The organism is Paracidovorax oryzae ATCC 19882 (assembly GCF_000687165.1).
Lineage (GTDB): Bacteria > Pseudomonadota > Gammaproteobacteria > Burkholderiales > Burkholderiaceae_C > Paracidovorax > Paracidovorax oryzae.
Genome location: NZ_JMKU01000018.1, coordinates 3,821 through 28,223, shown reverse-complemented (window position 1 = coordinate 28,223; position 24,403 = coordinate 3,821). Strand labels below are relative to the sequence as shown.

At 69.3% G+C, this 24,403-nt stretch carries 24 protein-coding genes; 7 read left to right on the top strand and 17 right to left on the bottom strand.

The annotated features are described in order from the left end of the window. Positions 1-21: 21 nt before the first annotated feature. On the top strand, positions 22-1,932 hold the full coding sequence (locus T336_RS0114745) for a hypothetical protein (RefSeq protein WP_244883954.1): 1,911 nt from the start codon (positions 22-24) through the stop codon (positions 1,930-1,932). A 19-nt stretch (positions 1,933-1,951) separates the two neighbouring features. On the opposite strand, the gene rfbC is transcribed toward T336_RS0114745, so the two are convergent. The 4 genes from rfbC to rfbB are packed head-to-tail and all read right to left on the bottom strand — an operon-like array spanning position 1,952 to position 5,427. Next, positions 1,952-2,497 (bottom strand): dTDP-4-dehydrorhamnose 3,5-epimerase, encoded by a 546-nt coding sequence (gene rfbC / locus T336_RS0114740; RefSeq protein ID WP_019702873.1) that lies wholly within the window; start codon positions 2,495-2,497, stop codon positions 1,952-1,954. A 50-nt stretch (positions 2,498-2,547) separates the two neighbouring features. Continuing rightward, entirely contained in the window at positions 2,548-3,423 is an 876-nt protein-coding gene (gene rfbA, locus T336_RS0114735) for a glucose-1-phosphate thymidylyltransferase RfbA (RefSeq protein ID WP_019702874.1), read from the bottom strand. 31 nt (positions 3,424-3,454) lie between these two features. Then, positions 3,455-4,345: a dTDP-4-dehydrorhamnose reductase gene (gene rfbD / locus T336_RS0114730; protein ID WP_026433133.1), complete on the bottom strand. Its 891-nt coding sequence runs from the start codon at positions 4,343-4,345 to the stop codon at positions 3,455-3,457. Beyond that, positions 4,342-5,427: a dTDP-glucose 4,6-dehydratase gene (gene rfbB, locus T336_RS0114725; RefSeq protein WP_026433132.1), complete on the bottom strand. Its 1,086-nt coding sequence runs from the start codon at positions 5,425-5,427 to the stop codon at positions 4,342-4,344. Before rfbB ends, rfbD begins: the two co-directional genes overlap by 4 nt. A gap of 266 nt (positions 5,428-5,693) precedes the next feature. Here rfbB and T336_RS0114720 point away from each other — a divergent pair, with 266 nt between their 5' ends. Continuing rightward, positions 5,694-6,359, top strand: coding sequence for a TetR/AcrR family transcriptional regulator (locus T336_RS0114720; RefSeq protein WP_019702877.1), 666 nt, complete (start codon positions 5,694-5,696; stop codon positions 6,357-6,359). Positions 6,360-6,395: 36 nt separating this feature from the next. Then, positions 6,396-7,172 (top strand): hypothetical protein, encoded by a 777-nt coding sequence (locus tag T336_RS0114715; protein WP_026433131.1) that lies wholly within the window; start codon positions 6,396-6,398, stop codon positions 7,170-7,172. On the opposite strand, the gene T336_RS0114710 is transcribed toward T336_RS0114715, so the two are convergent. Next, positions 7,169-7,933 (bottom strand): type III pantothenate kinase, encoded by a 765-nt coding sequence (locus tag T336_RS0114710; protein WP_019702879.1) that lies wholly within the window; start codon positions 7,931-7,933, stop codon positions 7,169-7,171. The two genes, T336_RS0114715 and T336_RS0114710, sit on opposite strands and share 4 nt — an antisense overlap. Positions 7,934-8,118: 185 nt before the next feature. On the opposite strand from T336_RS0114710, the gene lysM reads away from it, so the two are divergent. Continuing rightward, complete coding sequence (lysM, locus tag T336_RS0114705; RefSeq protein WP_026433130.1) at positions 8,119-8,610, top strand: peptidoglycan-binding protein LysM; 492 nt, start codon at positions 8,119-8,121, stop codon at positions 8,608-8,610. A 171-nt stretch (positions 8,611-8,781) separates the two neighbouring features. Then, positions 8,782-9,423 carry an FMN-binding negative transcriptional regulator gene (locus T336_RS0114700; RefSeq protein ID WP_026433129.1) on the top strand — a complete coding sequence of 214 codons (642 nt, stop codon included), beginning with the start codon at positions 8,782-8,784 and terminating at the stop codon, positions 9,421-9,423. A 6-nt stretch (positions 9,424-9,429) separates the two neighbouring features. Here the strand turns inward: T336_RS0114700 and T336_RS0114695 are convergent, their stop codons facing one another. The 7 genes from T336_RS0114695 to glyQ all read right to left on the bottom strand — a co-directional run bounded on the left by T336_RS0114695 (position 9,430) and on the right by glyQ (position 15,998). After that, entirely contained in the window at positions 9,430-9,873 is a 444-nt protein-coding gene (locus T336_RS0114695) for a rhodanese-like domain-containing protein (protein WP_051647227.1), read from the bottom strand. Positions 9,874-9,919: 46 nt separating this feature from the next. After that, positions 9,920-10,831: a M48 family metallopeptidase gene (locus T336_RS0114690; protein ID WP_026433127.1), complete on the bottom strand. Its 912-nt coding sequence runs from the start codon at positions 10,829-10,831 to the stop codon at positions 9,920-9,922. Continuing rightward, entirely contained in the window at positions 10,831-11,586 is a 756-nt protein-coding gene (locus tag T336_RS0114685) for a lysophospholipid acyltransferase family protein (protein ID WP_026433126.1), read from the bottom strand. The genes T336_RS0114690 and T336_RS0114685 overlap by 1 nt, the downstream gene beginning before the upstream one ends. An 84-nt stretch (positions 11,587-11,670) precedes the next feature. After that, positions 11,671-12,222, bottom strand: a complete 552-nt coding sequence (locus tag T336_RS0114680; RefSeq protein ID WP_026433125.1) for a D-glycero-alpha-D-manno-heptose-1,7-bisphosphate 7-phosphatase — start codon at positions 12,220-12,222, stop codon at positions 11,671-11,673. Positions 12,223-12,230: 8 nt separating this feature from the next. Further along, complete coding sequence (locus T336_RS0114675; protein WP_026433124.1) at positions 12,231-12,872, bottom strand: hypothetical protein; 642 nt, start codon at positions 12,870-12,872, stop codon at positions 12,231-12,233. A 21-nt stretch (positions 12,873-12,893) separates the two neighbouring features. After that, positions 12,894-15,020, bottom strand: a complete 2,127-nt coding sequence (gene glyS / locus T336_RS0114670; RefSeq protein WP_026433123.1) for a glycine--tRNA ligase subunit beta — start codon at positions 15,018-15,020, stop codon at positions 12,894-12,896. Between the two features lie 33 nt (positions 15,021-15,053). Then, on the bottom strand, positions 15,054-15,998 hold the full coding sequence (gene glyQ, locus T336_RS0114665; RefSeq protein WP_011797193.1) for a glycine--tRNA ligase subunit alpha: 945 nt from the start codon (positions 15,996-15,998) through the stop codon (positions 15,054-15,056). Between the two features lie 353 nt (positions 15,999-16,351). Between glyQ and T336_RS0114660 the strand changes: the two genes are divergently transcribed. Then, positions 16,352-17,395 (top strand): c-type cytochrome, encoded by a 1,044-nt coding sequence (locus T336_RS0114660; RefSeq protein WP_026433122.1) that lies wholly within the window; start codon positions 16,352-16,354, stop codon positions 17,393-17,395. On the opposite strand, the gene fabB is transcribed toward T336_RS0114660, so the two are convergent. The 3 genes from fabB to T336_RS0114645 form a co-directional block, all read right to left on the bottom strand. Further along, positions 17,389-18,615: a beta-ketoacyl-ACP synthase I gene (fabB, locus tag T336_RS0114655; protein WP_026433121.1), complete on the bottom strand. Its 1,227-nt coding sequence runs from the start codon at positions 18,613-18,615 to the stop codon at positions 17,389-17,391. The two genes, T336_RS0114660 and fabB, sit on opposite strands and share 7 nt — an antisense overlap. Next, positions 18,612-19,154, bottom strand: coding sequence for a 3-hydroxyacyl-[acyl-carrier-protein] dehydratase FabA (gene fabA / locus T336_RS0114650; protein WP_026433120.1), 543 nt, complete (start codon positions 19,152-19,154; stop codon positions 18,612-18,614). Before fabA ends, fabB begins: the two co-directional genes overlap by 4 nt. A 246-nt stretch (positions 19,155-19,400) precedes the next feature. Continuing rightward, positions 19,401-20,498 (bottom strand): type II asparaginase, encoded by a 1,098-nt coding sequence (locus T336_RS0114645; RefSeq protein ID WP_026433119.1) that lies wholly within the window; start codon positions 20,496-20,498, stop codon positions 19,401-19,403. A gap of 143 nt (positions 20,499-20,641) precedes the next feature. On the opposite strand from T336_RS0114645, the gene T336_RS0114640 reads away from it, so the two are divergent. Next, positions 20,642-21,580, top strand: a complete 939-nt coding sequence (locus tag T336_RS0114640; protein WP_035226168.1) for a LysR family transcriptional regulator — start codon at positions 20,642-20,644, stop codon at positions 21,578-21,580. Positions 21,581-21,595: 15 nt separating this feature from the next. On the opposite strand, the gene lnt is transcribed toward T336_RS0114640, so the two are convergent. Both lnt and T336_RS0114630 read right to left on the bottom strand, forming a co-directional pair. Next, entirely contained in the window at positions 21,596-23,200 is a 1,605-nt protein-coding gene (gene lnt / locus T336_RS0114635; protein WP_035226137.1) for an apolipoprotein N-acyltransferase, read from the bottom strand. A 2-nt stretch (positions 23,201-23,202) separates the two neighbouring features. Further along, positions 23,203-24,087: a CorC family transporter gene (locus T336_RS0114630; protein ID WP_026433116.1), complete on the bottom strand. Its 885-nt coding sequence runs from the start codon at positions 24,085-24,087 to the stop codon at positions 23,203-23,205. Positions 24,088-24,403 lie beyond the last annotated feature (316 nt).

Here is a 24,403-nt window from a genome sequence, read left to right as displayed (position 1 = left end):
ACGCGCCCACACCCCGAACGCATGCAGCCCCAGCACCCGCCCCGACCGTCCCGATCGATCCTGCCGCGCGCCGCGATGGCCGCATCCGCCGCCGCCGTGCTCCTGGCCGGGGCAGCGGGGGTCCGCCTCCTGCACCGCATGCAACCCGAGGCACCATCGCCGCATGCGGCGCGCATGCTGCTGGCACCGATGATCGGCGTGCTGGAGCCATGCATCTGGGGCTCCCCGCCCCTGTCCGGCCGGTTCGCCGACATGCAGCGCCAGTGCCGCAGCGCGGAGGGTTCGGCGGCTGCGCTGGTGGAATCCACTTTGCGGACATTGCAGTCCGCGCCGCAAGCGGCCGTTCCCGTGGACCTGGGCTATACGCTGCCGGTACCCCTGCTCAAGCTGTTCCAGCCAGCGCAGGGTGGTGGCTGGCAGATCGACCAGGCGATCGTGGACCGCCTGGTGCGGACCCTCCGGGACACCCCCCGTCCGGCCATTCTGTACCTGTTCTCGACGCACTTCTCTTCCGAAGCCCCCATCGAGCCGGTCCTGGCGGCCGATCCTTCGAACATGGGTCAGACGCGCGACGGACCGCTGGGCATGGACGATTACTACGATTCGAAGGTCTTCAACTGGTCCTTCGCCACCACGCGCAATGCGCTGACCGAGCGCAGGGTCGAGGCGGTCCGGGCCGTGGTGGACGCGGCGTGCCGGCTCCCCGAGAAAGACCGCGCAAAAATCCGCGGCATCACGCTCCTGGGCGAGCTGCACCATTTGTTTCCGAATTTTCAGGCCGGGATGGGATTCGGTGGCAGCTACCGGATCACCGATTACAGCCCGGCTTCCGTCGAGGGCTTCCGCCGCTACCTGCGCGCCGAATTCAGGAGCATCGCGCAATTCAACCGGGTGGTCGGCGCCGACTACGCCTCGTTCGACGAGGTGGTTCCCCCGTCGCGCGACATCCGGTCGGAGCCCCTGCGCCGCTTCACCGAACACATCGACGGATTCGCCCAGGGCACGCTGCCGGTGGCCGGCTGGGCCTATGTGCCGGGCAGCACGCCGGAGCATCCCGCACGCGTGCATGTGTACCGCAATGGCGAACTGGTGGGACAGACCACCGTGCACTGGGGACGGCAGGACGTGCTCGCGGCCAAGCCGGAATTCGGCGACGCGAACACCGGCTGGCGCCTGGACCTGGATTTCCGGCGGATCCCGCCCGGCATGCACCGGCTGGACATTTTCCTGGAAGCCCGCCCTGGCCAGCTGACGCACCTGGGAACGCGCGAGATCGCCATCATGGACCGCTCGCAGTCCACGCCGAAGCCGATGCCGCAGCACGCCCTGCCGCCCACGGTCCCGCCGCCGGACGCACGGGTGCAGGCAAGCATCGACTTCCCCGCGCAGGCATCGTCGTACTACTACAACCCGCTGGTCCCGCTCTGGCATGCATTCCGCGCCCGCCAGGTCGTGGACTACCTGCGCTACTTCGACGGAATCGTGAAGCAGTCATGCCTGTCGGACGTGCCGCGCTATACCCACCAGATCATCCCGTTCACCAATCCCGGCTGGGATGCCAACAAGTTCGCGATCCAGGACTCGCTGCATCCTGCGCGGACCGGCATCCGCCTGGGGGTGAGCCTGTACGGGGAGCCGACGTACGGCCGGCCGTATTTCGACTGGCTCGCCGCCAGCGGCACGGCCCATTACGGCGTCACCGAATTCCATCCGCTCAAGGCCATGGATGCCGCGGAGATGCGGCGCGTCCTGCAGGCCCATGCAGCGCACGGGGCGGAGTTCCTGTCATTCTTCCTGGAGCCGCGCTGGAATGGCGAACTGGTGCCGCGCGGGCACAACATCTTTTCCTTCGACCCGGACAACCGGCAGTTTGCCTCGGACCGGCTTTACGAGGCCGTGCGCGGGGCCCTCGCGCCCGCTGCCCTGCCGTGAGCGGGCCGCCGGGGGAGCTTCAGGGAAAGACTTCCGCCTCGCGCAGGGCCGCGCCTTTGGCGTCCTTGGCGGACAGGCTGGGCTCTCCGGCAAAACGCCAGTCGATGCCAATCTCTGGATCGTTCCAGGCGATGCAGCGCTCGTGTTCGGGCGCGTAGTAGTCGGTGGTCTTGTAGAGGAAGTCCGCGCTCTCGCTGAGCACGACGAATCCGTGGGCGAAGCCCGGGGGCACCCACATCTGGCGCTGGTTCTCTTCGCTCAGTTCCTCGCCGACCCATTGCCCGAAGGTGGGCGAACTCCTGCGCAGGTCCACTGCGACGTCGAAGACGGTGCCGCGCACGACACGCACCAGTTTGCCCTGGGGCTGGCGGATCTGGTAATGCAGGCCGCGCAGGACGCCGCGCGCACTGCGGCTGTGGTTGTCCTGCACGAAGGCGTGGCGGCTGCCGGTGGCTTCGTCGAAGGCGCGCTGGTTGAAACTCTCGAAGAAGAATCCGCGGGCGTCGCCGAACACCTTGGGCTCGAGGACGACGACGTCGGGAATGCGCGTGGGAAGGACGTTCATGGGAAAAGCGTTGGATCGATGGCGCGGTCAGGAAGCGTTATGGGTGACGATCAGCCGGCCAGCAGCCTGATGAGGTAGGCGCCGTAGCCGCTCTTGGCGAGCGGCCTGGCGAGGCGCTCGAGCTGGTCGTCGTCGATGAGGCGATGCCGCCAGGCGATCTCCTCCGGACAGGCGATCTTGAGCCCCTGCCGATGCTCCAGGGTCGCGATGAACTGCCCGGCCTCGAGCAGGCTTTCGTGCGTTCCGGTATCGAGCCAGGCGTATCCGCGGCCCATGATCTCGACGTGCAGGGCTTCGCGCTCGAGGTAGAGGCGGTTGAGGTCGGTGATTTCCAGTTCGCCGCGCGCGGAGGGCTTCAGGCTGGCGGCGCGCTCAACCACGTGCCGGTCGTAGAAGTAGAGCCCGGTGACGGCATAGCTGGACTTCGGGGCCTTGGGCTTTTCCTCGATGGAAAGCACCTTGCCCGTGGCGTCGAACTCGGCCACGCCGTAGCGTTCGGGATCCTGCACGTGGTAGGCGAACACGCTGGCGCCCTCCTCGCGCCCCGTGGCGCTGCGCAGCAGATCCTCGAAATCGTGGCCGTGGAAGATGTTGTCGCCCAGCACGAGCGCGCTGGGCTGGCCATCCAGGAACTTCTCCCCGATCAGGAAGGCCTGCGCCAGGCCGTCGGGGCTGGGCTGCACGGCATAGCTCAGGCGGATGCCCCACTGGCTTCCATCGCCCAGCAGTTGCTCGAACCGTGGAGTGTCCTGCGGCGTGCTGATGACGAGGATGTCGCGGATGCCCGCCAGCATCAGGGTGCTCAGCGGGTAATAGATCATCGGCTTGTCGTACACCGGAAGCAGTTGCTTGCTGATGGCGAGCGTGGCGGGATGCAGGCGGGTGCCCGAGCCTCCGGCCAGGATGATGCCCTTGCGTGCGGTCATGGTGTGTACGGGAAGTTTTTTCTTGGGGGTCTCAGAGGATTTCCGCGAGCATCCGCGCGATGCCTGCCTGCCAGTGCGGCAGGGCCAGGCCGAAGGTGGCCTGGAACCTGCGCGTATCGAGCCGCGAGTTGTGCGGCCGGACGGCGGGCGTGGGAAATGCGCTGGTGGGCACGGCGGCCACGTCGCGCGCGGCGATCTTCAGCGCAGGCTGGATGCGCTGCGCCTGCTCGAGCACGTAGCAGGCATAGGCATGCCAGTGGGTTTCCCCTGTGGCCACCAGGTGGTAGAGACCCGCGTCGGAGGGCCGCTGCTGCAGGTGGCGGATCGCATGGGCCGTGGCGTCGGCCAGCAGGTCGGCGCCCGTGGGGGCGCCCCACTGGTCGTCGATGACAGTCAACCGCTCGCGCTCCTGTGCCAGCCGCAGCATGGTCTTGGCGAAATTGCCGCCGCGGGCGCCATAGACCCAGCTCGTGCGCAGGATGAGGTGCCGCGCACCGCTCGCCTGGATCCGTTGCTCGCCTTCGAGCTTGGTGCGGCCATAGACCGACAGTGGCGCAGGAACGTCGTCCTCCGTCCATGGACGGGAACCGCTGCCGTCGAACACGTAGTCGGTGCTGTAGTGCACCAGCCATGCCCCCAGGCGGGCGGCTTCCTCGGCCAGCACGCCTGGCGTGGTCGCGTTGAGGGTGCGGGCCAGGTCCGGCTCGCTTTCGGCCTTGTCCACCGCGGTGTGGGCCGCGGCATTGACGATGACGTCGGGCCGCAGGGCGCGCACGGTGCCGGCGATGTCCTGGGGCCGGGAGAAATCCCCGCAATGCGAGCTGCTGTCGAAATCGAGGGCCGTGACCGTGCCCAGGACGGACAGGCTGCGCTGCAGTTCCCAGCCGACCTGCCCGCCCTTGCCGAAGAGAAGGATGTTCATGCGGTGGCGGCGTCCTGCACGGCGGGCTTGCGGTACTGGCGGTCGATCCACTCGCGGTAGGCGCCGCTGGTCACGGCATCCACCCACTCGCCATGCGCGAGGTACCACTCCACGGTCTTGCGGATCCCGGTCTCGAAGGTCTCGGCAGGCTTCCATCCGAGTTCGCGCTCGATCTTGCGGGCGTCGATGGCATAGCGGCGGTCGTGGCCCGGGCGGTCCTTCACGTAGGCGATCTGGCTTTCATAGCGCTCGCCATCGGCGCGCGGACGCAGCTCGTCGAGCAGGGCGCAGATGGTCTTCACGATCTCGATGTTGGGCTTTTCGTTCCAGCCGCCCACGTTGTAGGTCTCGCCGGGCCGGCCGGCCTGCAGCACGCGGCGGATGGCGCTGCAGTGGTCGCGCACATAGAGCCAGTCGCGGATCTGCATGCCATCGCCATACACGGGCAGCGGCTTGCAGGCCAGTGCGTTGACGATCATCAGCGGGATCAGCTTCTCGGGGAAGTGGAAGGGGCCGTAGTTGTTGCTGCAGTTGGTGGTCAGCACCGGCAGGCCGTAGGTATGGTGCCAGGCCCGGACGAGGTGGTCGCTGGCGGCCTTGCTGGCGGAGTACGGACTGTTGGGCTCGTAGGAATGGGTTTCGGCGAAGGCCGGTGCCTCGGGCGCCAGGGTGCCGTAGACCTCGTCCGTGGAGACGTGCAGGAACCGGAACGCGGCGCGCTCATCCCCGGGCAGGGACTGCCAGTACTCGCGGACGGCTTCGAGCAGGCGGAAGGTGCCGACCACGTTGGTCTGGATGAAGTCTTCCGGGCCATGGATGGAGCGGTCCACATGCGATTCGGCCGCGAAATTCACGATGGCGCGAGGCCGGTGCTCGGCCAGCAGCCGGGAAAGAAGCTCCCGGTCGCCGATGTCCCCCTGGACGAACAGGTGGCGCGCATCGCCCTGCAGCGACGCGAGGTTCTGCAGGTTGCCTGCGTAGGTGAGCTTGTCAAGGTTGACGAGGGGCTCATCGCCGCAGGCCAGCCATTCGAGGACGAAGTTGGCGCCGATGAAACCCGCGCCGCCGGTGACCAGAATCATGGATCGTTTGAGCAAAGACGCCTTGCGGCCGAATGCGGGATTATCCCATCGCGTTACAAACCGCCGTAACCAAGCGCACGAGGAGCACAGCGGGACCGGAGGACGGGCTTCATCACGACCCCGCATGATGCACTGCAACAGGACGCGGAGGCTGCGGCAGGGTAGAGTGGACCGGCAAGGAGCGGGAACATGGGCCGGGCCGGCACATGCGGCCAGCAAGAGCACGTCAACAACTATCCCCCGCCGAAGGCACAAGGGAGGCACCGATGGCAAAGAAAGCGCCGCGGCGTACCGCGGAGCGCATCCTGGAGACAACGCTGGAGCTGTTCAACCGCTTCGGTGAACCCAATGTGTCCACCACGGCCATTTCGGCGGAGCTGCGTATCAGCCCGGGCAACCTCTACTACCACTATCCGGCCAAGGACGAACTGGTCACGGCGCTCTATGCACGCTATGAAGCGGAGTTATCCGAACTGCTGGAGTCGGCCGCCCGGGTGCGCGATGTGGAGGATGCCCGGCTGTTGCTGCATGCGGTGCTAGAGCGTATCTGGCAGTACCGTTTCCTTTACCGGGACCTCAACGACCTGATGTCGCGCAACCGGCATGTGGAGACGCATTTCCGGGAGCTGCTGGCGCGCAAGGCTGGCGCCGTGCGCGCCATGCTGCGGGGCATGGAGCAGGCGGGATCGCTGCGGCTCGGCCCGAGGGAACTCGACACGGTGGCCGACAATCTGATGGTCGCCGTCACGTACTGGCTGAGCTTCGAATACGTCCGCGATCCGCGCCACGCGCTGGAGCCCTCCAATGCGCAGACCATGCTGCTGCGCGGGGCCCAGCATGTACTCGGACTGCTGGGGCCCTACCTCGCCGACGACCAGCGCCAGCACCTGCAGGCCCTGGACGACAACCACGAGCCGGCCGACGCCGCCTGACACGGCCCCCTTTTCCGCACGAACGCAGGACCCTTCATGCCATCCTGGACCCCCTTCCCCCACGCCGGAGAGTACGCTTTCACGACCGGCGACGTGCTGCGCGAATGGGAGCGGCTGCACCGGGGCGATGCGGAGCCCGTCCCCCGGGACCCCGCGGCGCTCGAGGCCTGGACACTGTTCCACTGCGGAAACTTCGAGGAAGCCGCCCGGGCGGGGCTGGCGGCCGGCGGCTCGGGTATCACCGCCGCGAACAAGGCCACGATCGTCCATGCGATCTACCTGGAGCCCAGCGAAAGCCGCCGGCTCGAGCTGCTCGGTGCGGCAGCGCAGCGTGCACGGGCCCAGGCGGACGCGGAACCTGGCAATCCGAACGCCTGGTTCTGGCACGCCTACGCCCTCGGTCGGTACAGCCAGGGCATCAGCGTGGCCAAGGCGCTGGCACTCGGCCTCACGCGCCAGGTTCGGACGGCGCTGGACCGCACGATCGCACTGAGCGAACGCCATGCCGATGCGCGGCTGGCCCTGGCCGTTTTCCATGCCGAGGTGATCGACAAGGTCGGGGAGATGGTGGGCAGCATCACCCACGGCGCGCGCCGCGAGGAGAGCCTGCGCCTCTTCGCGGAATCCTTCGCACTGAACCCCCACTCCGTGATCGGGCGCATCGAGCACGCCAATGCGCTCCTGATGCTGGACGGAGCGAAACAGGAAGACCTGGCCACGAAGCTCTACGAGGAAGCGGCAGGCACCGAGGCCGCCGACGCGGCGGAACGGCTGGCCGTGGAGCTGGCGCGGCTGGAGCTGGCCGAAGGCTAGCGAAACCGCTCCGCCGCGATGGCGAGCAACCCCTCGAAAATCAGGTTCTCGATCAGATCGAACGGCCGCGTCATGCTGGGCGCCATTTTCCAGCCCGCTCCCCCGGTCATCATGCACGCGGGCTCTTCGCCGCAGTGCTGGATGACGTGCTGCACCATGCGCTCGACGGCGCCGGCGATGGCGTAGGTACCGCCGCTGGTGAGCGCATCGCTGGTGTTGGTGGGAAACAGCTTCACTTCGCCGGTGGGAACGTGCAGCCCCGCGGTGCCGGATTCCAGGGCCCGCAGCATGATGCCGTGCCCCGGGAGGATGAGGCCTCCCAGGAAGCGGCCTTCGGCATCGATGGCTTCCACGGTCACCGCCGTTCCGACCATCACCACCACCAGGGGCCGTGCGGCGCCCTGCCGCAGCAGCCGGTGGCGTGCGCCGATCATGGCCACCCAGCGGTCCGACCCCAGGCGCGTGGGATGGTCGTAGCCGTTGACGAGCCCCGCTTCCTGCGCGGAGGGAACAACCCAGTGGGCGGGCACGTCCCACCACTCCATCTGCTCCATGACGCGCCGGCGCACGGCGTCGCCGGCCACGACGCAGCCGAGCATGCGCGTGGGCGCGGGCAACCCGGCCCAGGCGCTGTCCGCGAGGCGCTCGATGTGGTCGAGGAATTCGGCGCCATGGGCCAGCACGGCGGCGCCCGGCTCGGGGGCGTCGTACATCGCCCATTTCAGGCGGGTGTTGCCGACATCGATGGCCAGAAAAGTCATGCGGCGGATTATCACGAGTTTTACAAAGGCGACTGTTCCGTGCGGCACACCCTGGTCCGGCCCACCCTGACCCACGGCCGGGCTCGGGCCGATGTCCGACAGGGCAGGTGCGCTCCCAGGCGCTAAAGTGTTCCGGGTCGGCAACCAGCCGACCGTTCTTTCATCCAGAAAAAAGGAGCAATGCCATGGGACTTTTCAGCTTCGTCAAGGAAGCCGGGGAAAAGCTGTTCGGGGGCAAGGATGCGCATGCCGCGCCGGCCGCTGCGCCCGCCGCACCAAGCCAGGAGGAACTCAACGCCACCGCCGGCAAGGCGATCGAGACCTACATCGCTTCCCAGAACCTCGGCGTGCGCGATGTGCGGGTGACGTTCGCGGGCCCGGAGGGCAAGGTGACCGTGCAGGGCGAGGCGCCGAACCAGGCCGCGAAGGAGAAGGTCACGCTGTGCTGCGGCAATGTGTCCGGCGTGACGAGCGTGGACAACAAGATGGCCGTGCAGGCGTCCGAGCCCGAAGCGCAATACCATGACGTGGTGCGAGGCGACACACTGTCGGCGATTGCCAAGAAGTACTACGGCGATGCCAACAAGTACCCGCGCATCTTCGAAGCCAACCAGCCCATGCTGACGCACCCGGACAAGATCTATCCGGGCCAGAAGCTGCGCATTCCGCCCCTGTGACACGTGGCCCCGGCCGGCAGGCCGGGCGCCAGGTACCGCACCGGCCTTTGTCGGCCGGAATGCCCGGCGGTGACGGCCCTCGTCGGCCGCTCCCACCATTGCCCCCGACGGGGGCACATTTGAGGCAGGCTGGCGGGCACCGCCAGCCCCCCCACCGCCCTCGCTCCGACCATGTACCTGCCCGCCGCCTTCACCGAATCCCGGACGTCCGAACAGCACCGCCTCATCGAAAGCCATCCGCTGGGGATGCTGGTCACCCAGGGGGCACGGGGCCTGGATGCCAACCATCTCCCGTTCCTGCTGGATGCCGGCAAGGGGCCGCTCGGCACGCTGGCGGGCCATGTGGCGCGCGCCAATCCCGTGTGGACGGAGGTGGCGGACGAAACCGAGGTGCTGGTGGTGTTCCGCGGCGCCGAGGGATATATCTCGCCCCAGTGGTATCCCGGCACGGCCGAGCACCACCGCCACGTGCCCACGTGGAACTACGAAGCCGTCCATGTCCATGGCCGCATGGCCGTGCGCGACGACGGTGCATTCGTGCGCGGCGTGGTCGCACGGCTCACGCGCCGGCACGAAGCCGCCATGGAGCGGCCCTGGAAGATGGGTGATGCGCCCGCGGACTACCTGGATGCGATGGTGCAGCAGATCGTGGGGATAGAGATCGCCATCACCCGCATGGAAGGCAAGCGCAAGCTCAGCCAGAACCGCGACGACCGCGACTTCGCCGGTGCGGTGCGGTCACTGCGCGAAAGCGGACAGGAGGCGCTGGCGGATGCCATGCTGGAGGCATCGCCTGCGCGCAAGCCGCTCTGAGAGGAATCAGCCCTGCCGCCAGGGCAGGCCGCGGAAGCGCCAGCCTCCCGTGCGGTTGCGGTGCCCCTCGGCATCCGCATCGCCTTCGAAGCCTTCCAGGATGTTGTAGGCCGCGAGCCCCAGCTCGGTCGCACGGCGGGCCGCTGCCACGGAGCGCACCCCGCTGCGGCACAGCAGCACGGCCTGCCCGTCCGGGGGCACGGCAGCACGCAGGGCCTCGTCGAAGTCGGGATTGGGCGCCATGCCGGGATAGACCTTCCAGGAAATGGCGACGGCCCCCGGCACGAATCCCACCCAGTCGCGCTCCGCATCGGTGCGCACGTCCACCAGCACGGCCCGGCCGCCCTGTACCCACTGCCATGCGGTCTGGGGAGAGACATCACCCGCGTAGCCTTCGGCAGGGAGGACCTCGGCGGCGGGGGAAGAAGAGGAAGGAGAGGAAGTGGTCATGCCCGCATTCTGTGCCAGCCGGCCGGGCCGAGGCAACGCGGCGCCCTCAGTCCCATTGCGGCGCGGGATCGTCGCGCAGCCGGTCTCGCAGCGCCGCGTAGTCGGGCACCACGGTCGCCACCGTGTCCCAGAAGCGGGGGCTGTGGTCCATGTGGCGCAGGTGCGAGAGTTCGTGGGCGACCACATAGTCGATGATGGCCGGCCGGTAGTGCAGCAGGCGCCAGTTCAGCCGGATGGAGCCGTCGGCGCGCGCGCTGCCCCATCGGGTGTGGGCGCTCGACAGCCGCAGCGTGCGCCATTGCACGCCCAGGAGCGGAGCGAAATGGTCCAGCCGGGCCGTGAAATGGCGGCGCGCGTCGCGCATGAGCCAGGCCTGGACAGCGTCGCGCACCTGCTCCGGGGTGGCCGCGCGTGGCAGGCCGACATGGAGGGCCAGGGCACCGTCCGGGCCGGGCACCAGCGCTCCACCCTGCTCCCGGAAGCCGTGCGCCGGGTCCAGCACGATGGCGATCGGCTCGCCCATGTAGGGCAGCACGGCCCCGTCGCCCCAGGCGATGCGCGCATCTGCCTGGCGCCGCTGGCGTTCCTGCGCCTCGCCGAGCTTGCGCAGGATCCAGGCGGCCTTCTCCCGCACGGCCGCATCCACGTTGGCGAGCGAGACCCATCCGGGCGACCGCACGGAGAGCCCGTCCGCGCCCACGGTGAAGCCGATGGTGCGCCTGCGGGAGCGCTGCAGCGCGTAGGCGACCAGCACGTCGCCCAGCAGCAGTTCACGGTTTGCCCGGGGATGGCGGAACTCCATGGGCCCGCGCAGCACGTTGCCGTCTCCGCCTGCCGCGGCCGGACCGGCTACGCTCCGCGGCGCGGCATCGGGAAGGACGCCGCGCGAAGGAGCCGGCGGAGCGGCACCGCCGTCCCCGCCGAAGAAATCCAGTGCGAGCTGCACCAGGCGCTGCATCACCGGTCCGTGCCGGAGGCCCCGTAGGCGTCCGGATCCAGGCGCCGCATCTCGCCTTCGATCCATGCTTCGACCTCGGCCATCAGTTCGTCGGGCTTGCGCCCGGTGGAGGGTATGGGGTGGCCGATGGAGACATCCACCGTGCCGGGCCGCTTGACGAAGGCCTTGCGGGGCCAGACCTTGGCCGAGGTCACGGCCACCGGCACCACGGGCACGCCGGCCTCGATGGCGAGGCGCGTGCCGCCGCTCTTGTAGTCGCCCTTCTGGCCGCGGTCGATGCGCGTGCCTTCCGGAAACATGATGACCCAGGTGCCGCGGGCCAGCAGGGCACGGCCCTGCTGCAGCACCTTGACGAAGGCGCGCGCACGCTGGTTGCGGTCGATGTGGATCATGTCCAGGCTGCCGATGGACCAGCCGAAGAACGGGATCTGCAGCAGTTCCTTCTTGAACACGTAGGCAAGGGGGCGCGGCATGATCGCCGGCATCAGGAAGGTTTCGTAGGTGGACTGGTGCTTGACCAGCAGCACCACGCCCTGCCCCGGATCCTTCGGCAGGTGCTCCATGCCGGTGATGCGGGTGCGGATGCCCATGATCACGCGGGCCGCGTCGGTGGTGAGCTTGAGCCAGGCACGCGCGATGCCATAGCGCACCCGGGTGGGCGCGCCGAACAGCCGGGCCACGAGGATGGCGAGGGTGTAGGGCACCACGGTGAGGGCCATCCAGAGCAGATGGAGAACGGAGCGGATGAAGGCCATGCGATGGATGGGAAGAAGGAAAGGAAAAATTCAGAGGGAGAGGCGGCTGGGGACGGTCCGGTGCGCAACGCCGCGGGGGGCTTGTCAGTCGCCGGCTGGCGGAGGCCGCTCGCCCGCGGCCAGGAGCTGGTCCGCGAAATCCGCCAGGCTGGCATGGTGTTGCACGCCGGGTGGCCAGGGGCGGCTGCCTTCCCGCGGCGCGCCCACCGCATGGAGCCGTGCGCCGATCGCGGCCCCGGCCCACAGGTGCTCCGGGCAGTTGCCCACCACGAGGATCTCGCCGCCCTCCACGCCGTACCGCTCGCGGATCTGCTCCATCAGCCCCGGCGCCGGCTTGCGGCAGGCACACCCCTCGTCGGGCGCATGGGGGCAGTAGAACACCGCCTCGATGCGGCCGCCGGCGGCGGCCAGCACCCGGTGCATGCGCGCATGGATGGCGTTGAGCGCCAGCACGTCGAAGAGGCCGCGCCCCAGCCCGGGCTGGTTGGTGGCCACGGCCAGGCGCCATCCCGCGTGGGTGAGGCGCGCCACGGCCTCGGGCACGCCCGGCACGGGCACCCATTCTTCTGGCACGGAAATGAATTCCTCGCCGGACGCATTGAGCGTGCCGTCGCGGTCGAGAATGGCGAGTTTCATGCGCGCGATTATGGAAGATGCGGCGCGCCGGGCACTGCGCCGCCGGTCGGCGGCACATCCCAGCCGGTGGCGTAGAGGCCGCCGAACCGCCCCCGCGCCCAGCGCAGGCGTACCGCCTGCCCCGGTTTCCAGGCAGCGGCGGGGTCATCGGGCAAGGTGGCCTGCCGCAGCAGCGGGCCAGCCGCACCAGCGGTATCCGGCTGCCAGCGCAGCACGACCTGCGTTCCGCCCGGGCCGCGCAGGCTGGCCGGCTGCGGCCGGCTGCCCGCCACGACCACGCTGGCATCCGGCAGGGGCTGCAGCAGCCGGGCGTCCCAGTGCCGCAGCACCAGGGCCACGGCCCCTCCGGCGCAGGCCAGCACCCATGCGCCGATGGCGGCGTGCCGTGCGGCCTGCCGGCCCCACCGCCGGGCCATCCAGCGCAGCAGCACCCCGGCGACGGCCACGGCCGTGGCCCCCATGCAGAGGAAGGCCAGGCCAGCGCCGGGCGCCCGCGTGCCGTCGAATGGTGCCAGCGCCCAGACGGCCGGCCCGGGCCAGCGGTCATCGTGCCATTGCAGCAGCCAGCGCAGCCCGACGAGCGCCGCGGGCGGTGCGAACAGCCACCACGCGGTGCGGGTCGCGCCGTCGGCAGCGCCGCGCACAGGCATGGCCGGCTCGCCCATGCAGGTTCAGGCCACGGCCAGGCGGGAAAGATCGGCCACGCGGTTCATCGCCACGTGCAGGCTCTGCAGCAGGCCCTGGCGGTTCAGGCGCAGGTCCAGTTCCTCGGCATTGACCATCACGTCGTCGAAGAACGCATCCACGGGGGCACGCAGCACGGCCAGGGTCTGCAGGCTGCCCGTGTAGTCGCCCGCGGCGAAGAGCGCATCGGCCTCGGGCACGAAACGCTGCAGGGCCGCATACAGGTCCTTCTCGGCCTGCTCCCGCAGCAGGTCGGGATTGACGTGCGCATCCACGTCGCCGGCCTTCTTCAGGATGTTGGTGACGCGCTTGTTGGCCGCGGCGAGCGCCGGGGCCTCGGGCAGCGCGGCGAAGGCGCGCACGGCGGCCAGTTGCTTGCCGACGAGGGCCAGGCGCTGCGGGCGCAGGGCCAGCACGGCATCGACTTCCTGGGCGCTGTAGCCCTGCTCGCGCAGGCTGCCGGCGAGGCGGTCGTAGATGAAATCGGCCAGCGGCCCGGTGGGGTCCTGGATCTTTTCGCCGAAAGCGGGCAGCGCGCTGTGCAGCAGGGTTTCCAGGTCGAGCGGGAGTTCCTTCTCGACCAGCATGCGGATCACGCCCAGCGCGTGGCGGCGCAGCGCGAACGGGTCGCGGTCGCCCGTGGGCAGGTTGCCGATGCCGAACATGCCCACCAGGGTCTCGAGCTTGTCGGCCAGCGCCACCACCACGCCCGCATCGCCGCGCGGCAGCGTGTCGCCCGCGAAGCGGGGCTTGTAGTGGTCTTCTATGGCATCGGCCACTTCGGCGGGCAGGCCGTCGGCCTGGGCGTAGTAGCGGCCCATGGTGCCCTGCAGTTCGGGGAACTCGCCCACCATGTCGGTGACGAGGTCGGCCTTGGCGAGCTGCGCGGCCTGGTCGGCATGGCGGGCCAGCTCCACGTCGCCGATCTGCTGGGCGATGGCCCGGGCGATGGCGCGCACGCGCTCCACGCGCTCGCCCTGCGTGCCCAGCTGATTGTGATAGACCACCCTGGCCAGCGAGGCCACGCGGGATTCGAGCGTCTTCTTGCGGTCCTGGTCGAAGAAGAACTTGGCATCGGCCAGGCGCGGGCGCACCACGCGCTCGTTGCCGCCCACCACGGCGCTCGCGTCATCGGGGCGGATGTTGCTCACCACCAGGAAACGGTGCGTGAGACGGCCTTCGGCGTCGAGCAGCGGGAAGTACTTCTGGTTGGCCTTCATCGTGAGGATGAGGCATTCCTGCGGCACGTCGAGGAACTGCTTCTCGAACTCGCACACCAGCACGTTGGGCCGTTCGACCAGCGCCGTGACTTCGTCGAGCAAGGCATCGTCTTCGATGGGCCGCACGCCGCCGCCCACGCGCTCGGCGGCCGCCTGCAGCTGGCGGGCGATCTCGGCACGGCGATCGGCGAAGGCGGCGATGACGGCGCCCTCTTCGGCCAGTTGCCGTGCGTAGCTGTCGGCGCTGCGGATGACCACCGGGTCCACGGCCGCCTCGAAGCGGTGGCCGTGGGTGGCGTTGCCGGCCGTGAGGCCCAGCACCGAGACGGACAACAGCACCTCGGTGCCGTGCAGCGCCACGAGGCCGTGCGCGGGGCGCACGAAACTCACGCTGGTCCAGCCCGGCTGTTCGCAGCCCGAGGAGAGCTGGTAGCGCATCACCTTGGGAATGGGCAGTTTCGCCACGGATTCCTGCAGGGCCTTCTGCAGCCCTTCGGACAGGGTCGCGCCGCGCAGGGTGCTGTCCAGGAACAGGGCCTCGGCCTTGCCGTCGGGCGCGCGGCGCAGGCCGGGCACGGCGGAAGCGTCTGCGCCCAGGGCGGCGAGCTTCTTGAGCAGCGCAGGCGTGGCATTGCCGGACGCATCCAGGCCCACCGTGACGGGCATGAGCTTCTGCGAGACGGCCTTGTCGCCCGCCTGGGGCGCGACTTCGGTGATGTGGGCGGCCAGGCGCCGGGGCGAGGCATAGGCCGTCACGCGCGATGCGGCGGAGGCGAGGCCCTGGGCCTGCAGTTGCGCGAGCAGCACGCCGGCGAAGGCGTCGCCGAGCTTCTGCAGGGCCTTCGGAGGCAGCTCTTCGACGAACAATTCAACGAGAAGATTCGGATGGGTCATGGTGGTGTCTCTCGGTCCGCGGTGCCGGCGCCCTCAGGCGGCGTCCTTCTTCTGCGATTGCTGCTGCTCGGCCTTGGCGATGTCGGCCAGCACTTCGTCGGCCCAGGCACGGGGCGCCATGGGGAAGCCCAGGCGCGCGCGGCTGTCCAGGTAGCTGCGGGCCACGGCGCGCGCGAGGTTGCGGATGCGGCCGATGTAGGCGGCGCGCTCGGTCACGGAAATGGCGCCGCGCGCGTCCAGCAGGTTGAAGCTGTGCGCGGCCTTGAGCACCTGTTCGTAGGCGGGCAGCGCGAGCTGCTGGCCCATGAGGTACTGCGCCTGCTTCTCGTGCGCCGCGAATGCGGTGAAGAGGAAGTCGGCGTCGGAATGCTCGAAGTTGTAGGTGGACTGCTCCACCTCGTTCTGGTGATAGACGTCGCCGTACTTGAGGGTATCGGTCCAGGCGAGGTTGTAGACGTTGTCCACGCCCTGCAGGTACATGGCCAGGCGCTCCAGGCCGTAGGTGATCTCGCCCGTGGCGGGCTTGCAGTCGATGCCGCCGACCTGCTGGAAGTAGGTGAACTGCGTCACTTCCATGCCGTTGAGCCATACCTCCCAGCCCAGGCCCCAGGCGCCGAGCGTGGGGTTCTCCCAGTCGTCTTCCACGAAGCGGATGTCGTTCTTCTTCAGGTCGAAGCCCAGCGCCTCGAGCGAGCCCAGGTACAGCTCCAGGATGTTGTCCGGCGCGGGCTTGAGCACCACCTGGTACTGGTAGTAGTGCTGCAGGCGGTTCGGGTTCTCTCCGTAGCGGCCGTCCTTGGGCCGGCGGCTGGGCTGCACGTAGGCGGCCTTCCAGGGCTCCGGCCCCAGAGCGCGCAGGAAGGTCGCGGTGTGCGAGGTACCCGCGCCCACTTCCATGTCGTAGGGCTGCAGGAGCGCGCAGCCCTGGGCGTCCCAGTACGACTGCAGCTTCAGGATGATTTGCTGGAAGGTCAACATGCGTGTGTGTCCTGGCGGCCGGGCGGCTGCAAGCCGTCTGCCCGGGCGCGCGGTCTTGGAGGATGGTCGCGCAGCGCGCGGAACCGGGGATTCTACGGGGCCGGGCTGCCGCGCCCCCATCCCGGATGGCGCCGCATTCGCAAGCATGGACGGCAGTGCGCGCCGCGGGATGCCGGCGGCCTGGCATTTACAGCTGAACGCCATGCGGATATATTCCGCGCAACGGAATTCAATGCACGCCATTGCCTGGGTTCCATCTGGATTCCTGCGCAAGCTGCGGTGCCTGCGCGCCCCTTCCACCCATTCACAACGACTCCCACCCCGAGGTGCGGTCACCCGGGGCAGCCCAGACGATGACCGTGAAACGCACAGGCCTGCAGGCACTGGCCCTTGCCCTGGCTGCCATTCCATTGGCCGCCGGCGCCTTCGATATCGCTCCGCACCACGTGGGCGACACCCTTTCCACAGAACAGGCCCGGGCCATGCTGGCACGCCATGCCGCCCGGCCGCCGCAGCCCTGGCGCGAGCCGGACGCCAACCGGCTTCCCCCGGGGCCGGAGGGCGACGCGGTCCGCGAGGGCATCGATCTCCTGCGCAACACGTCCTCGCGCGTCGGCCGGCTGGCGCCGGACGCCTCGAAGCGCATGTCCTGGAACAGCCTGAACTGCGTGCATTGCCACCAGGCCGGCCCGTCGGGCCTGCCGGGCACCAAGCCCTACGCGCTGCCACTCGTGAATGCGGTGAACGACTACCCGAAGTTCGACATCAAGTCCGGGAAGATCATCTCGCTGGAGCAGCGCGTCATCGGCATGTTCGGCCCGGGCAACGTGCCCATCGGGCCGGACACGCCCGAACTGCGGTCCATCATGGCCTACCTGCAATGGCTGGCGCAGGGGACGGTGCCACATTCCGCCATGGAGCGAACGGGGCTGCTGCCCATGCCGGCCGTCGCGCGGGCGGCCGACCCACAGCGTGGTGCGCGGCTGTTCGCCTCGCTGTGCAGCGCCTGCCACGGCGTGGACGCCGCCGGCCAGCGGCGACCGGACTTCGCCCAGGGCGGCGGCTACCTGTTTCCGCCGATCGCCGGCACAGACACCTACGACAACGCGGGCCACATGTTCGCGGTGCCGCTGCTCGCGCGCTACATCCGCGCGTCCATGCCCTCAGGCACCTCCTACGAGCGACCGCGGCTCACCCCCGGGCAGGCGCTCGACATCGCGGCCTTCCTGAACGACGACGCCACGCCCCGCCTGCAGAACCCGAACCGGCTGCGCCTCTATCCGGATCCGGCACTGCGGCCTCAGGGCTTCGCGATCCCGGAGCATTTCGCCGGCCGGCCCCAGGCCTACCGCCGGGCGAAGTTCGGCCCGTTCCGCGACGTCAACGAGAACTACTGACCATCCCAGCGCCGCAGCACCAGGCTGGCATTGGTGCCGCCGAAGCCGAAGCTGTTGGACAGCGCGGTGCGCAGTTGCGCCTCGCGCGTGGCGGTCACCAGGGGCATGCCTTCCACGGCGGGGTCGGGCGTCTCGACATTGGCGGAGCCGGCGATGAAGCCCTTCTGCAGCATGATCAGGCAGTAGATCGCCTCCTGCACACCGGTGGCTCCCAGCGAGTGGCCGGTGAGCGACTTGGTGGAGGAAAACGGCGGCACCGCATCGCCGAAAACCGCGCGGATGGCGCGCAGTTCCGGCACGTCGCCCACGGGGGTGGAGGTGCCGTGGGTATTGATGTAATCGATGGACACGTCCAGGCCCTCGATGGCCTGCTGCATGCACGCGATGGCACCGTCGCCCGAAGGTGCGACCATGTCTGCACCGTCGGACGTAGCACCGAAGCCGATCACCTCGCCGAGGATGGTGGCGCCGCGCGCCTGGGCATGCTCCAGGCTTTCGAGCACCACGGCGCCGCCGCCGCCCGACAGCACGAAGCCGTCGCGGTTCGCGTCGTAGGCGCGGGAGGCTTTCTCGGGCGTGTCGTTGTACTTGCTGGACATCGCGCCCATGGCGTCGAACAGCAGTCCCATGCCCCAGGTGACCTCTTCGCCGCCGCCGGCGAACATCACGTCCTGCATGCCCCAGGCGATCTGCTGGGCCGCCGCGCCGATGCAGTGCGCGGACGTGCTGCAGGCGGAGGTGATCGAATAGTTGATGCCCTTGATGCCGAAATTCGTCGAAAGGCAGGCCGAGACGGTCGAGCTCATGCAGCGCGTGACCTGGTAGGGCCCCACGCGGCGGATGCCCTTGGAGCGCAGGATGTCCGCGGACTCGATCTGGTTCTCGGGCGAACCGCCGCCCGAACCCATGATGAGGCCGGTGCGCGGGTGCGAGACCTGGTCCGGCGCCAGGCCCGCCTGGGCGATGGCGTCCTCCAGGGCGATATGGGCATAGGCCGCAGCATCGCCCATGAAGCGCAGTTGCTTGCGGTCGATGCGCGCTTCCAGGTCGATGTCGGGCACGCCGGCCACCTGGCTGCGCATGCCCAGCTCGGTGAACTTCGGCATGGCACGGATGCCCGGGCGGCTCTCGCGCAGCGAGGCCTCCACGGTGGCGAGGTCGTTGCCGATGCAGGAAACGATGCCCGCGCCGGTGATGACGACACGCTTTCTCATGCTCATGCCCCCGCCTCCTCCCGCGTCGGCGCAGCCGCCGCGGCGTCTTCCTTCTTGAACAGGCCCACGCGCAGGTCGGAGGCCACGTAGATTTCCTGGCCGTCGGCCAGGAGGCGCGCATCGCCGATCGCCATGACCAGCTTGCGCTTGATGACGCGCTTGATGTCGATCTCGTAGGTGACGAGCTTGACGTTGGGGCCCACCTCGCCGGTGAACTTGACCTCGCCGGCACCCAGTGCGCGCCCCCGGCCCGGCAGTTGCAGCCAGGTCAGGTAGAAACCGATGAGCTGCCACATCGCGTCCAGGCCCAGGCAGCCCGGCATGACCGGATCGCCCTGGAAGTGGCAGTCGAAGAACCAGAGATCCGGCCGCACGTCCAGTTCGGCGCGAATCCTCCCCAGCCCGTGCGCGCCGCCGTCGGCGTCGATGTGCGTGATGCGGTCGAACATCAGCATGGGCGGCAGCGGGAGTCGTCCGCTGTCAGGGGTGAACAGCCTGCCTTCGCCCGAGGCGATCAGTTGTTCATAGGAAAAGGATTCAGCCATTGTCAGTCGTGCTCCAGGTCGGCGCGCAGCGCCGCGTTTCGTGTGCGCGGCCCTGGCATCGCCGAGGGCCGCGGATGCGCATTATCCAGTCTGCGGCGGGCGCGCCTACCGCGCGGGGGCGACAGACCCCATGCGGGAATGCCGCAGCCGCTTGACGACGCGCAATAAAAAGGGCCGCACGCGGCGGCCCTTCGGGAGATCCGGCCCGGGTGGCAGGCGTGCCATCGGACCGTGCGGCCGAGCCGCTCAGTATTGCCAGAAGATGCGCTGCAGTTCCTGGCTGGTCTGGGGCTTGGTCAGGGCCACGGCCGCCAGGATGCGGGCCTTCTGGGGATTCAGGTCGTGCGCGACGACCCAGTCGTACTTGTCGTCGGGCTGCTCGGCGTTGCGCAGCACGAAACCGTCGGCCACGCGCGAGGAGCGCACGATCTGCACGCCCTTGCCGCGCAGTTCCTGCAGGGCAGGCACCACGCGGTCGGCCACGGAACCGTTGCCCGTACCGGCATGGATCAGGGCCTTCACGCCCGTATTGCCCACGGCATCGATGGTCGAGCGCGGCACGTTGCCATAGCCATAGACGATGTCCACGGGCGCCAGGGCGGTAATGTCGTCGATGTTGAACTCCGACTGCATCGTGTGGCGCTTGACGGGGGCGCGGAACCAGTAGGTCTTGCCTTCCACCACCATGCCCAGCGGGCCCCACTGGCTGCGGAACGCCTGGGTCTTGATGTTGACGCCCTTGGTCACGTCGCGGCCGCTCTGGATCTCGTCGCTCATGGTGACGAGCACGCCCTTGCCGGCCGACTCCTTGCTGGCGGCCACCGTGACGGCCTCCAGCAGGTTCAGCGCGCCGTCCGCGGACAGGGCGGTGCCCGGGCGCATGGAGCCGACGACGACGATGGGCTTGTTGGTGTGGACGACCAGGTTCAGGAAGTAGGCGGTCTCTTCCAGCGTGTCGGTGCCGTGGGTGATGACGATTCCGTCCACGTCGGACTGCTTGGACAGCGCGGAGACGCGCTTGCCCAGCTGCAGCAGCTGGTCGTTGGTGAAGCTCTCGGAAGCGATCTGGAAGACCTGCTCGCCCTTCACGGCGGCCACATTCGACAGCTCAGGCAGGCCTGCCAGCAGCTTGTCCACCGGCACCTTGGCCGCGGCATAGGAAGCGCTATTGGCGGCCGTGGCGCCTGCGCCGGCGATGGTGCCGCCGGTGGCCAGCACCACGACGTTGGGCTTGGCAGCCGGCTGCATGGGCGCTGCGGACTGCGTCTGCGCACCGGCCACGAGGCCCCAGGCGGCGAAGGCTGCGCCAGCCAGCAGGCGCTTGATATTCATTTGCGGGAACATGACTCGCTCATCTCCTTTGAGTAATTGTTACAAGCCCGTTGTACGGGTGCCGTATGGTAGGAAGGACACAACACGGCAGTGGGGAATAATCCAAGGCCTGGTATGAATGAAATTCATACCCCCTCCGATCCGCTCCCATGCCCATGAATCTCCGGCAACTCGAAGTCTTCCAGGCCGTCATGCAGACGGGCAACATGAGCGCCGCAGCCCGGCTCGTCAGCATCACCCCGTCGGCCGTGAGCAAGACCATCGCCCATGCCGAGCTGCAGCTCGGCTATCCGCTGTTCAACCGCGTCCGCGGGGCCCTGGTGCCCACGCCCGAGGCGCAGGCCTTGTTCGCGGCATCGGTCCAGATCCACCGCCAGCTCGACGAACTGCGCCGTACCGCCGTCAACCTGCGCCAGCCCGAGGGCGGCCAGGTGCGCCTGGGTGCGATTCCCTCGATCACGCACACCTTCCTGCCCACGGTGTTGGAGCTGCACGTGCGCGAATCCCCCCGCGTGAAGGTGGAAGTGCGCACCCTGCATCCCGACCAGATGGCCCAGGCGCTGCTGACCCGGGCGGTGGATTTCGCCCTGGGCTTCTATCCGCACCCGCACCCGCAGGTGTGCAGCGCCATCCTGGTCAGCGGCCCGCTCTCGATCGCGGTAGGCCGCGACATATGGCAGCGGGCCGTGCGCGTGAGCCGCAACGACCCGATCTCTTTCCTGTCCAACACCCCGATGATCCAGTTGCTGGGCGACGATCCCATGCGCGGGCCCATGGCCGAACTGGCCCGGGACCTGGGTGTGCATACCGAGCTGGGCATCCAGGTGCAGACCTCGCAGCTGGCGGTGGAGCTGGTGCGGCGCGGACTGGGCTGGACGGTGGTGGATTTCCTCACGGCCGGCAACCTGGACCCGGCCACGGTGGTGGCGGTACCACTGCGCCACCTCCAGCCCATTCCCCTGCATGCATACCATGCCGAGCACCGCCCGCCGGACCGGCACGCGGCCCGGATGCTGGCGCGGCTGCCTGGGCTGCTGCACGCGGTGCTGGGACGCGCGCCCCTGGCGGAGCAGCCGCTGCCATCCGGCAGCTGACCCGGGGCGGCGGTATCAGCGTCCGCGGGAGCGCGCCGCGAAGGCCGCGGCCACCACCAGTGCGCCCAGCAGCCACAGCGGCCACAATCCGGCCCGCGCCGCCCACCAGGCGAAGGGCGTGGGCGGCCCGTCCCGCCCCTCCACCTCGCCGCGCAGGATGCCGCGCTGCACCGAGGGCAGCCGCGCCGCCACCACGCCGCGGTGGTCTATCAGCGCGGTGGCACCAGTGTTGGTGGCGCGCACCATCGGCCGCTCGAATTCCAGCGCCCGCATGCGACTGATCGCCAGGTGCTGGTCGATGGCCACGGAATCGCCGAACCATGCGATGTTGCTTACGTTGACAAACACCGTCGGGGCGGCGGCGCGGTCGGCGAAGCGCGCAGCCAGTTCCTCGCCGAACAGATCCTCATAGCAGATGTTCGGCGCCAGGCGCTGCCCGGCCCAGGCGAAGGGTGCCTGGACCATGCCGCCCCGGTTGAAATCGCCCAGCGGGATGTTCATCAGTTCGGTGAACCACCGGAAGAACGGCGGGACGAACTCCCCGAACGGCACGAGGTGGTGCTTGTCGTACTGGTAGGTTGCCGCCTGGCCCGGCGCGTAACCGATGACGGAATTCGTATAGCCCCGCTCCGGATCGCCCAGCGGGATGCCGATCAGCGCGGCCCGGCCGCCCTGCGGCCCGCTGCGGGTGAAACGCTCCGCGATGGACTCCAGGTAGCCCGGCACCAGCTGCTGGGGCAGCAGCGGGATGGCGGTCTCCGGCGCCACGACCAGAGCGGCATCCGCTTCGCGCAACGCGTCGCCGTACCAGCGCAGCGCCATGGGCACGCCGCTGCCGGCCTGGAATTTCTCGTCCTGCGGGATATTGCCTTGCAGCAGCGCGACGGAGAGCAGGGAAGGGGCTGCGGCCACCGGCGTGCCGCAGCGGTCCACCGCGCAATGGCGCTGCGCGGCCAACCCTGCCCAGGCGCATGCCAGCGCCACGGCCACGGCCCAGCACCGGGGACGGCGCAGGTCCGCCACCCGCAGTTGCACGGCCAGCATCGCCAGCAGGGCGGCCGCGGCGCCGATGCCGTACACCCCCACCCAGCGCGCAAGCACCCGCAACGGGCCCTCGACGTGGGCATAGCCGCCGGCGCCCCAGGGGAAGCCGGTCCACCACACGCCGCGCGCCAGTTCGGCCAGCAGCCAGAGCGCGGCGAAGGCGGCGGCCTGCCAGCCCCTGCGGCGCGGGAGGCGGTCGCGCAGGTGCACGAACACCGCCGAAGCGGCCGCGTAGTAGCTGCCCAGGAAGGCCGCCAGCGCCAGCACCGCCAGCGCCGCCAGCGGCGCGGCCAATCCGCCGTAGGTGTGCATGGAAATGAACAGCCACCAGAAGGTGCCCGCGAGCCAGGCCGTGGCGAAGGCAGCGCCGAGGCCCGCCCCCTGCCCTGCCCCGCGTGCCGACAGCAGGAGGCGCGCGAAAGCCGCCAGCGAGGCGATCTGCAGCCACCAGAGCGGCTCGCCGCCCCAGGGCCAGGCGATGGAGGCCGCCTGCGCCAGCCCGGCGAGCACGGAGGCCGTCCACAGGAGAGCCGCGGGCGCGCGCAGGCGCCCGCTGCCATGGGCTTGCAGGAGCATGGTCAGCCGGCGTCCGGTTCGGCGGCCGGGGGCTGGGGCGATACCTTGAACCAGCGCACCGCGCCGCCCTTGGTGTGCAGCACCACGAAGCGCAGTCCGCCGAGGTCCAGCGATTCGCCGCGGCGCGGCGCATGGCCCAGTTCGTGCGCGATCAGGCCGCCGATGGTCTCGAACTCCTCGTTCCGGTCGGAGCCCTCGAGGGCGGGCAGGTCGAACGCCTCGGCCACGCGCTCCACGGGAGTGTCGCCGCTCACGCGGTAGGTCCGGTCCGCCAGGGCGAAGATGTCGCCCTCGTCCTCGGGAATGTCGAATTCGTCCTCGATCTCGCCCACGATCTGCTCGAGCACGTCCTCGATGGTGACCAGCCCGGCCACCCGGCCGAACTCGTCGATCACCACTGCCATGTGGATGCGGTTGGCGCGGAACTCGCGCAGCAGGTCGTTCAGGCCCTTGCTCTCGGGCACGTACACCACCGAGCGCAGCAGCGCCCGGAGGTTCAGCTCGGGCGCCCGCTGCAGCTTGAGCAGGTCCTTCGCCATGAGGATGCCGATGATGTTGTCGCGCTCCCCCTGGTACACCGGGAACCGCGAATGAGCGGTGTCGATCACCTGGTGCAGCAGTGCCTCGAAGGGCTGTTCGATGTCGATCAGGTCCATGCGCGGCGCGGGCACCATCACGTCGCTGGCCGTCATCTCGGCCATGCGCAGGACGCGTTCGAGCATCACGCGCGCATCGGCATTGATGACGTCGTTGTCCTCCGCCTCGGCCAGGGTGGCGATCAATTCATCCTTGGAATCCGGGCCGGGATGGATGAATTCCAGGAGGCGCTGCAGGAGCGTGCGCTTGTCTTCGCGGTCGGAGGGGCGCGCAGGGTGGGGGTCGGACACGGTCTCGGTGTGCAGGACGTGCGGTGGTTATCAGGCCTGCAAGGATAGCGGATGCACGCGACACCCCCTGCCGGCGTGCCGCCGGCCGGCCCTCACACCCTGACACAAATTCGCCCGGCGCAGCCCGGCCGCTGCGGGCTGCCGCTTCCTATCATGCCGCCTTCCGGGGCGGCGCCGGCGCCATGTGCGGCGGCAGCCGGCGGCCCCTGTGCACAGGCAATACGACAGGAGAACAGCAGCATGGGAGGCATGGCGGCGGCACGGCAGGCGGACGAGATAGGTCACGTGTCGGTGTGGGCGAGGCTGGCGCGTGTGG

Excerpts from the sequence above, each read along its gene's own strand:
- T336_RS0114640 (WP_035226168.1), top strand. The coding sequence starts at position 20,642 with ATGAATCTCCGGCAACTCGAAGTCTTCCAGGCCGTCATGCAGACGGGC.
- T336_RS0114745 (WP_244883954.1), top strand. The coding sequence starts at position 22 with ATGCAGCCCCAGCACCCGCCCCGACCGTCCCGATCGATCCTGCCGCGC.
- T336_RS0114695 (WP_051647227.1), bottom strand. The coding sequence starts at position 9,873 with ATGACCACTTCCTCTCCTTCCTCTTCTTCCCCCGCCGCCGAGGTCCTC.
- rfbD (WP_026433133.1), bottom strand. The coding sequence starts at position 4,345 with ATGAACATCCTTCTCTTCGGCAAGGGCGGGCAGGTCGGCTGGGAACTG.
- T336_RS0114675 (WP_026433124.1), bottom strand. The coding sequence starts at position 12,872 with ATGCCTGTGCGCGGCGCTGCCGACGGCGCGACCCGCACCGCGTGGTGG.
- glyS (WP_026433123.1), bottom strand. The coding sequence starts at position 15,020 with ATGACCCATCCGAATCTTCTCGTTGAATTGTTCGTCGAAGAGCTGCCT.
- T336_RS0114720 (WP_019702877.1), top strand. The coding sequence starts at position 5,694 with ATGGCAAAGAAAGCGCCGCGGCGTACCGCGGAGCGCATCCTGGAGACA.
- T336_RS0114690 (WP_026433127.1), bottom strand. The coding sequence starts at position 10,831 with ATGCAGCGCCTGGTGCAGCTCGCACTGGATTTCTTCGGCGGGGACGGC.
- T336_RS0114680 (WP_026433125.1), bottom strand. The coding sequence starts at position 12,222 with ATGAAACTCGCCATTCTCGACCGCGACGGCACGCTCAATGCGTCCGGC.
- T336_RS0114645 (WP_026433119.1), bottom strand. The coding sequence starts at position 20,498 with ATGTTCCCGCAAATGAATATCAAGCGCCTGCTGGCTGGCGCAGCCTTC.
- T336_RS0114685 (WP_026433126.1), bottom strand. The coding sequence starts at position 11,586 with ATGGCCTTCATCCGCTCCGTTCTCCATCTGCTCTGGATGGCCCTCACC.
- T336_RS0114700 (WP_026433129.1), top strand. The coding sequence starts at position 8,782 with ATGTACCTGCCCGCCGCCTTCACCGAATCCCGGACGTCCGAACAGCAC.
- T336_RS0114710 (WP_019702879.1), bottom strand. The coding sequence starts at position 7,933 with ATGACTTTTCTGGCCATCGATGTCGGCAACACCCGCCTGAAATGGGCG.
- lnt (WP_035226137.1), bottom strand. The coding sequence starts at position 23,200 with ATGCTCCTGCAAGCCCATGGCAGCGGGCGCCTGCGCGCGCCCGCGGCT.
- T336_RS0114715 (WP_026433131.1), top strand. The coding sequence starts at position 6,396 with ATGCCATCCTGGACCCCCTTCCCCCACGCCGGAGAGTACGCTTTCACG.
- fabB (WP_026433121.1), bottom strand. The coding sequence starts at position 18,615 with ATGAGCATGAGAAAGCGTGTCGTCATCACCGGCGCGGGCATCGTTTCC.
- glyQ (WP_011797193.1), bottom strand. The coding sequence starts at position 15,998 with ATGTTGACCTTCCAGCAAATCATCCTGAAGCTGCAGTCGTACTGGGAC.
- fabA (WP_026433120.1), bottom strand. The coding sequence starts at position 19,154 with ATGGCTGAATCCTTTTCCTATGAACAACTGATCGCCTCGGGCGAAGGC.
- rfbC (WP_019702873.1), bottom strand. The coding sequence starts at position 2,497 with ATGAACGTCCTTCCCACGCGCATTCCCGACGTCGTCGTCCTCGAGCCC.
- rfbB (WP_026433132.1), bottom strand. The coding sequence starts at position 5,427 with ATGATTCTGGTCACCGGCGGCGCGGGTTTCATCGGCGCCAACTTCGTC.
- rfbA (WP_019702874.1), bottom strand. The coding sequence starts at position 3,423 with ATGACCGCACGCAAGGGCATCATCCTGGCCGGAGGCTCGGGCACCCGC.
- lysM (WP_026433130.1), top strand. The coding sequence starts at position 8,119 with ATGGGACTTTTCAGCTTCGTCAAGGAAGCCGGGGAAAAGCTGTTCGGG.
- T336_RS0114660 (WP_026433122.1), top strand. The coding sequence starts at position 16,352 with ATGACCGTGAAACGCACAGGCCTGCAGGCACTGGCCCTTGCCCTGGCT.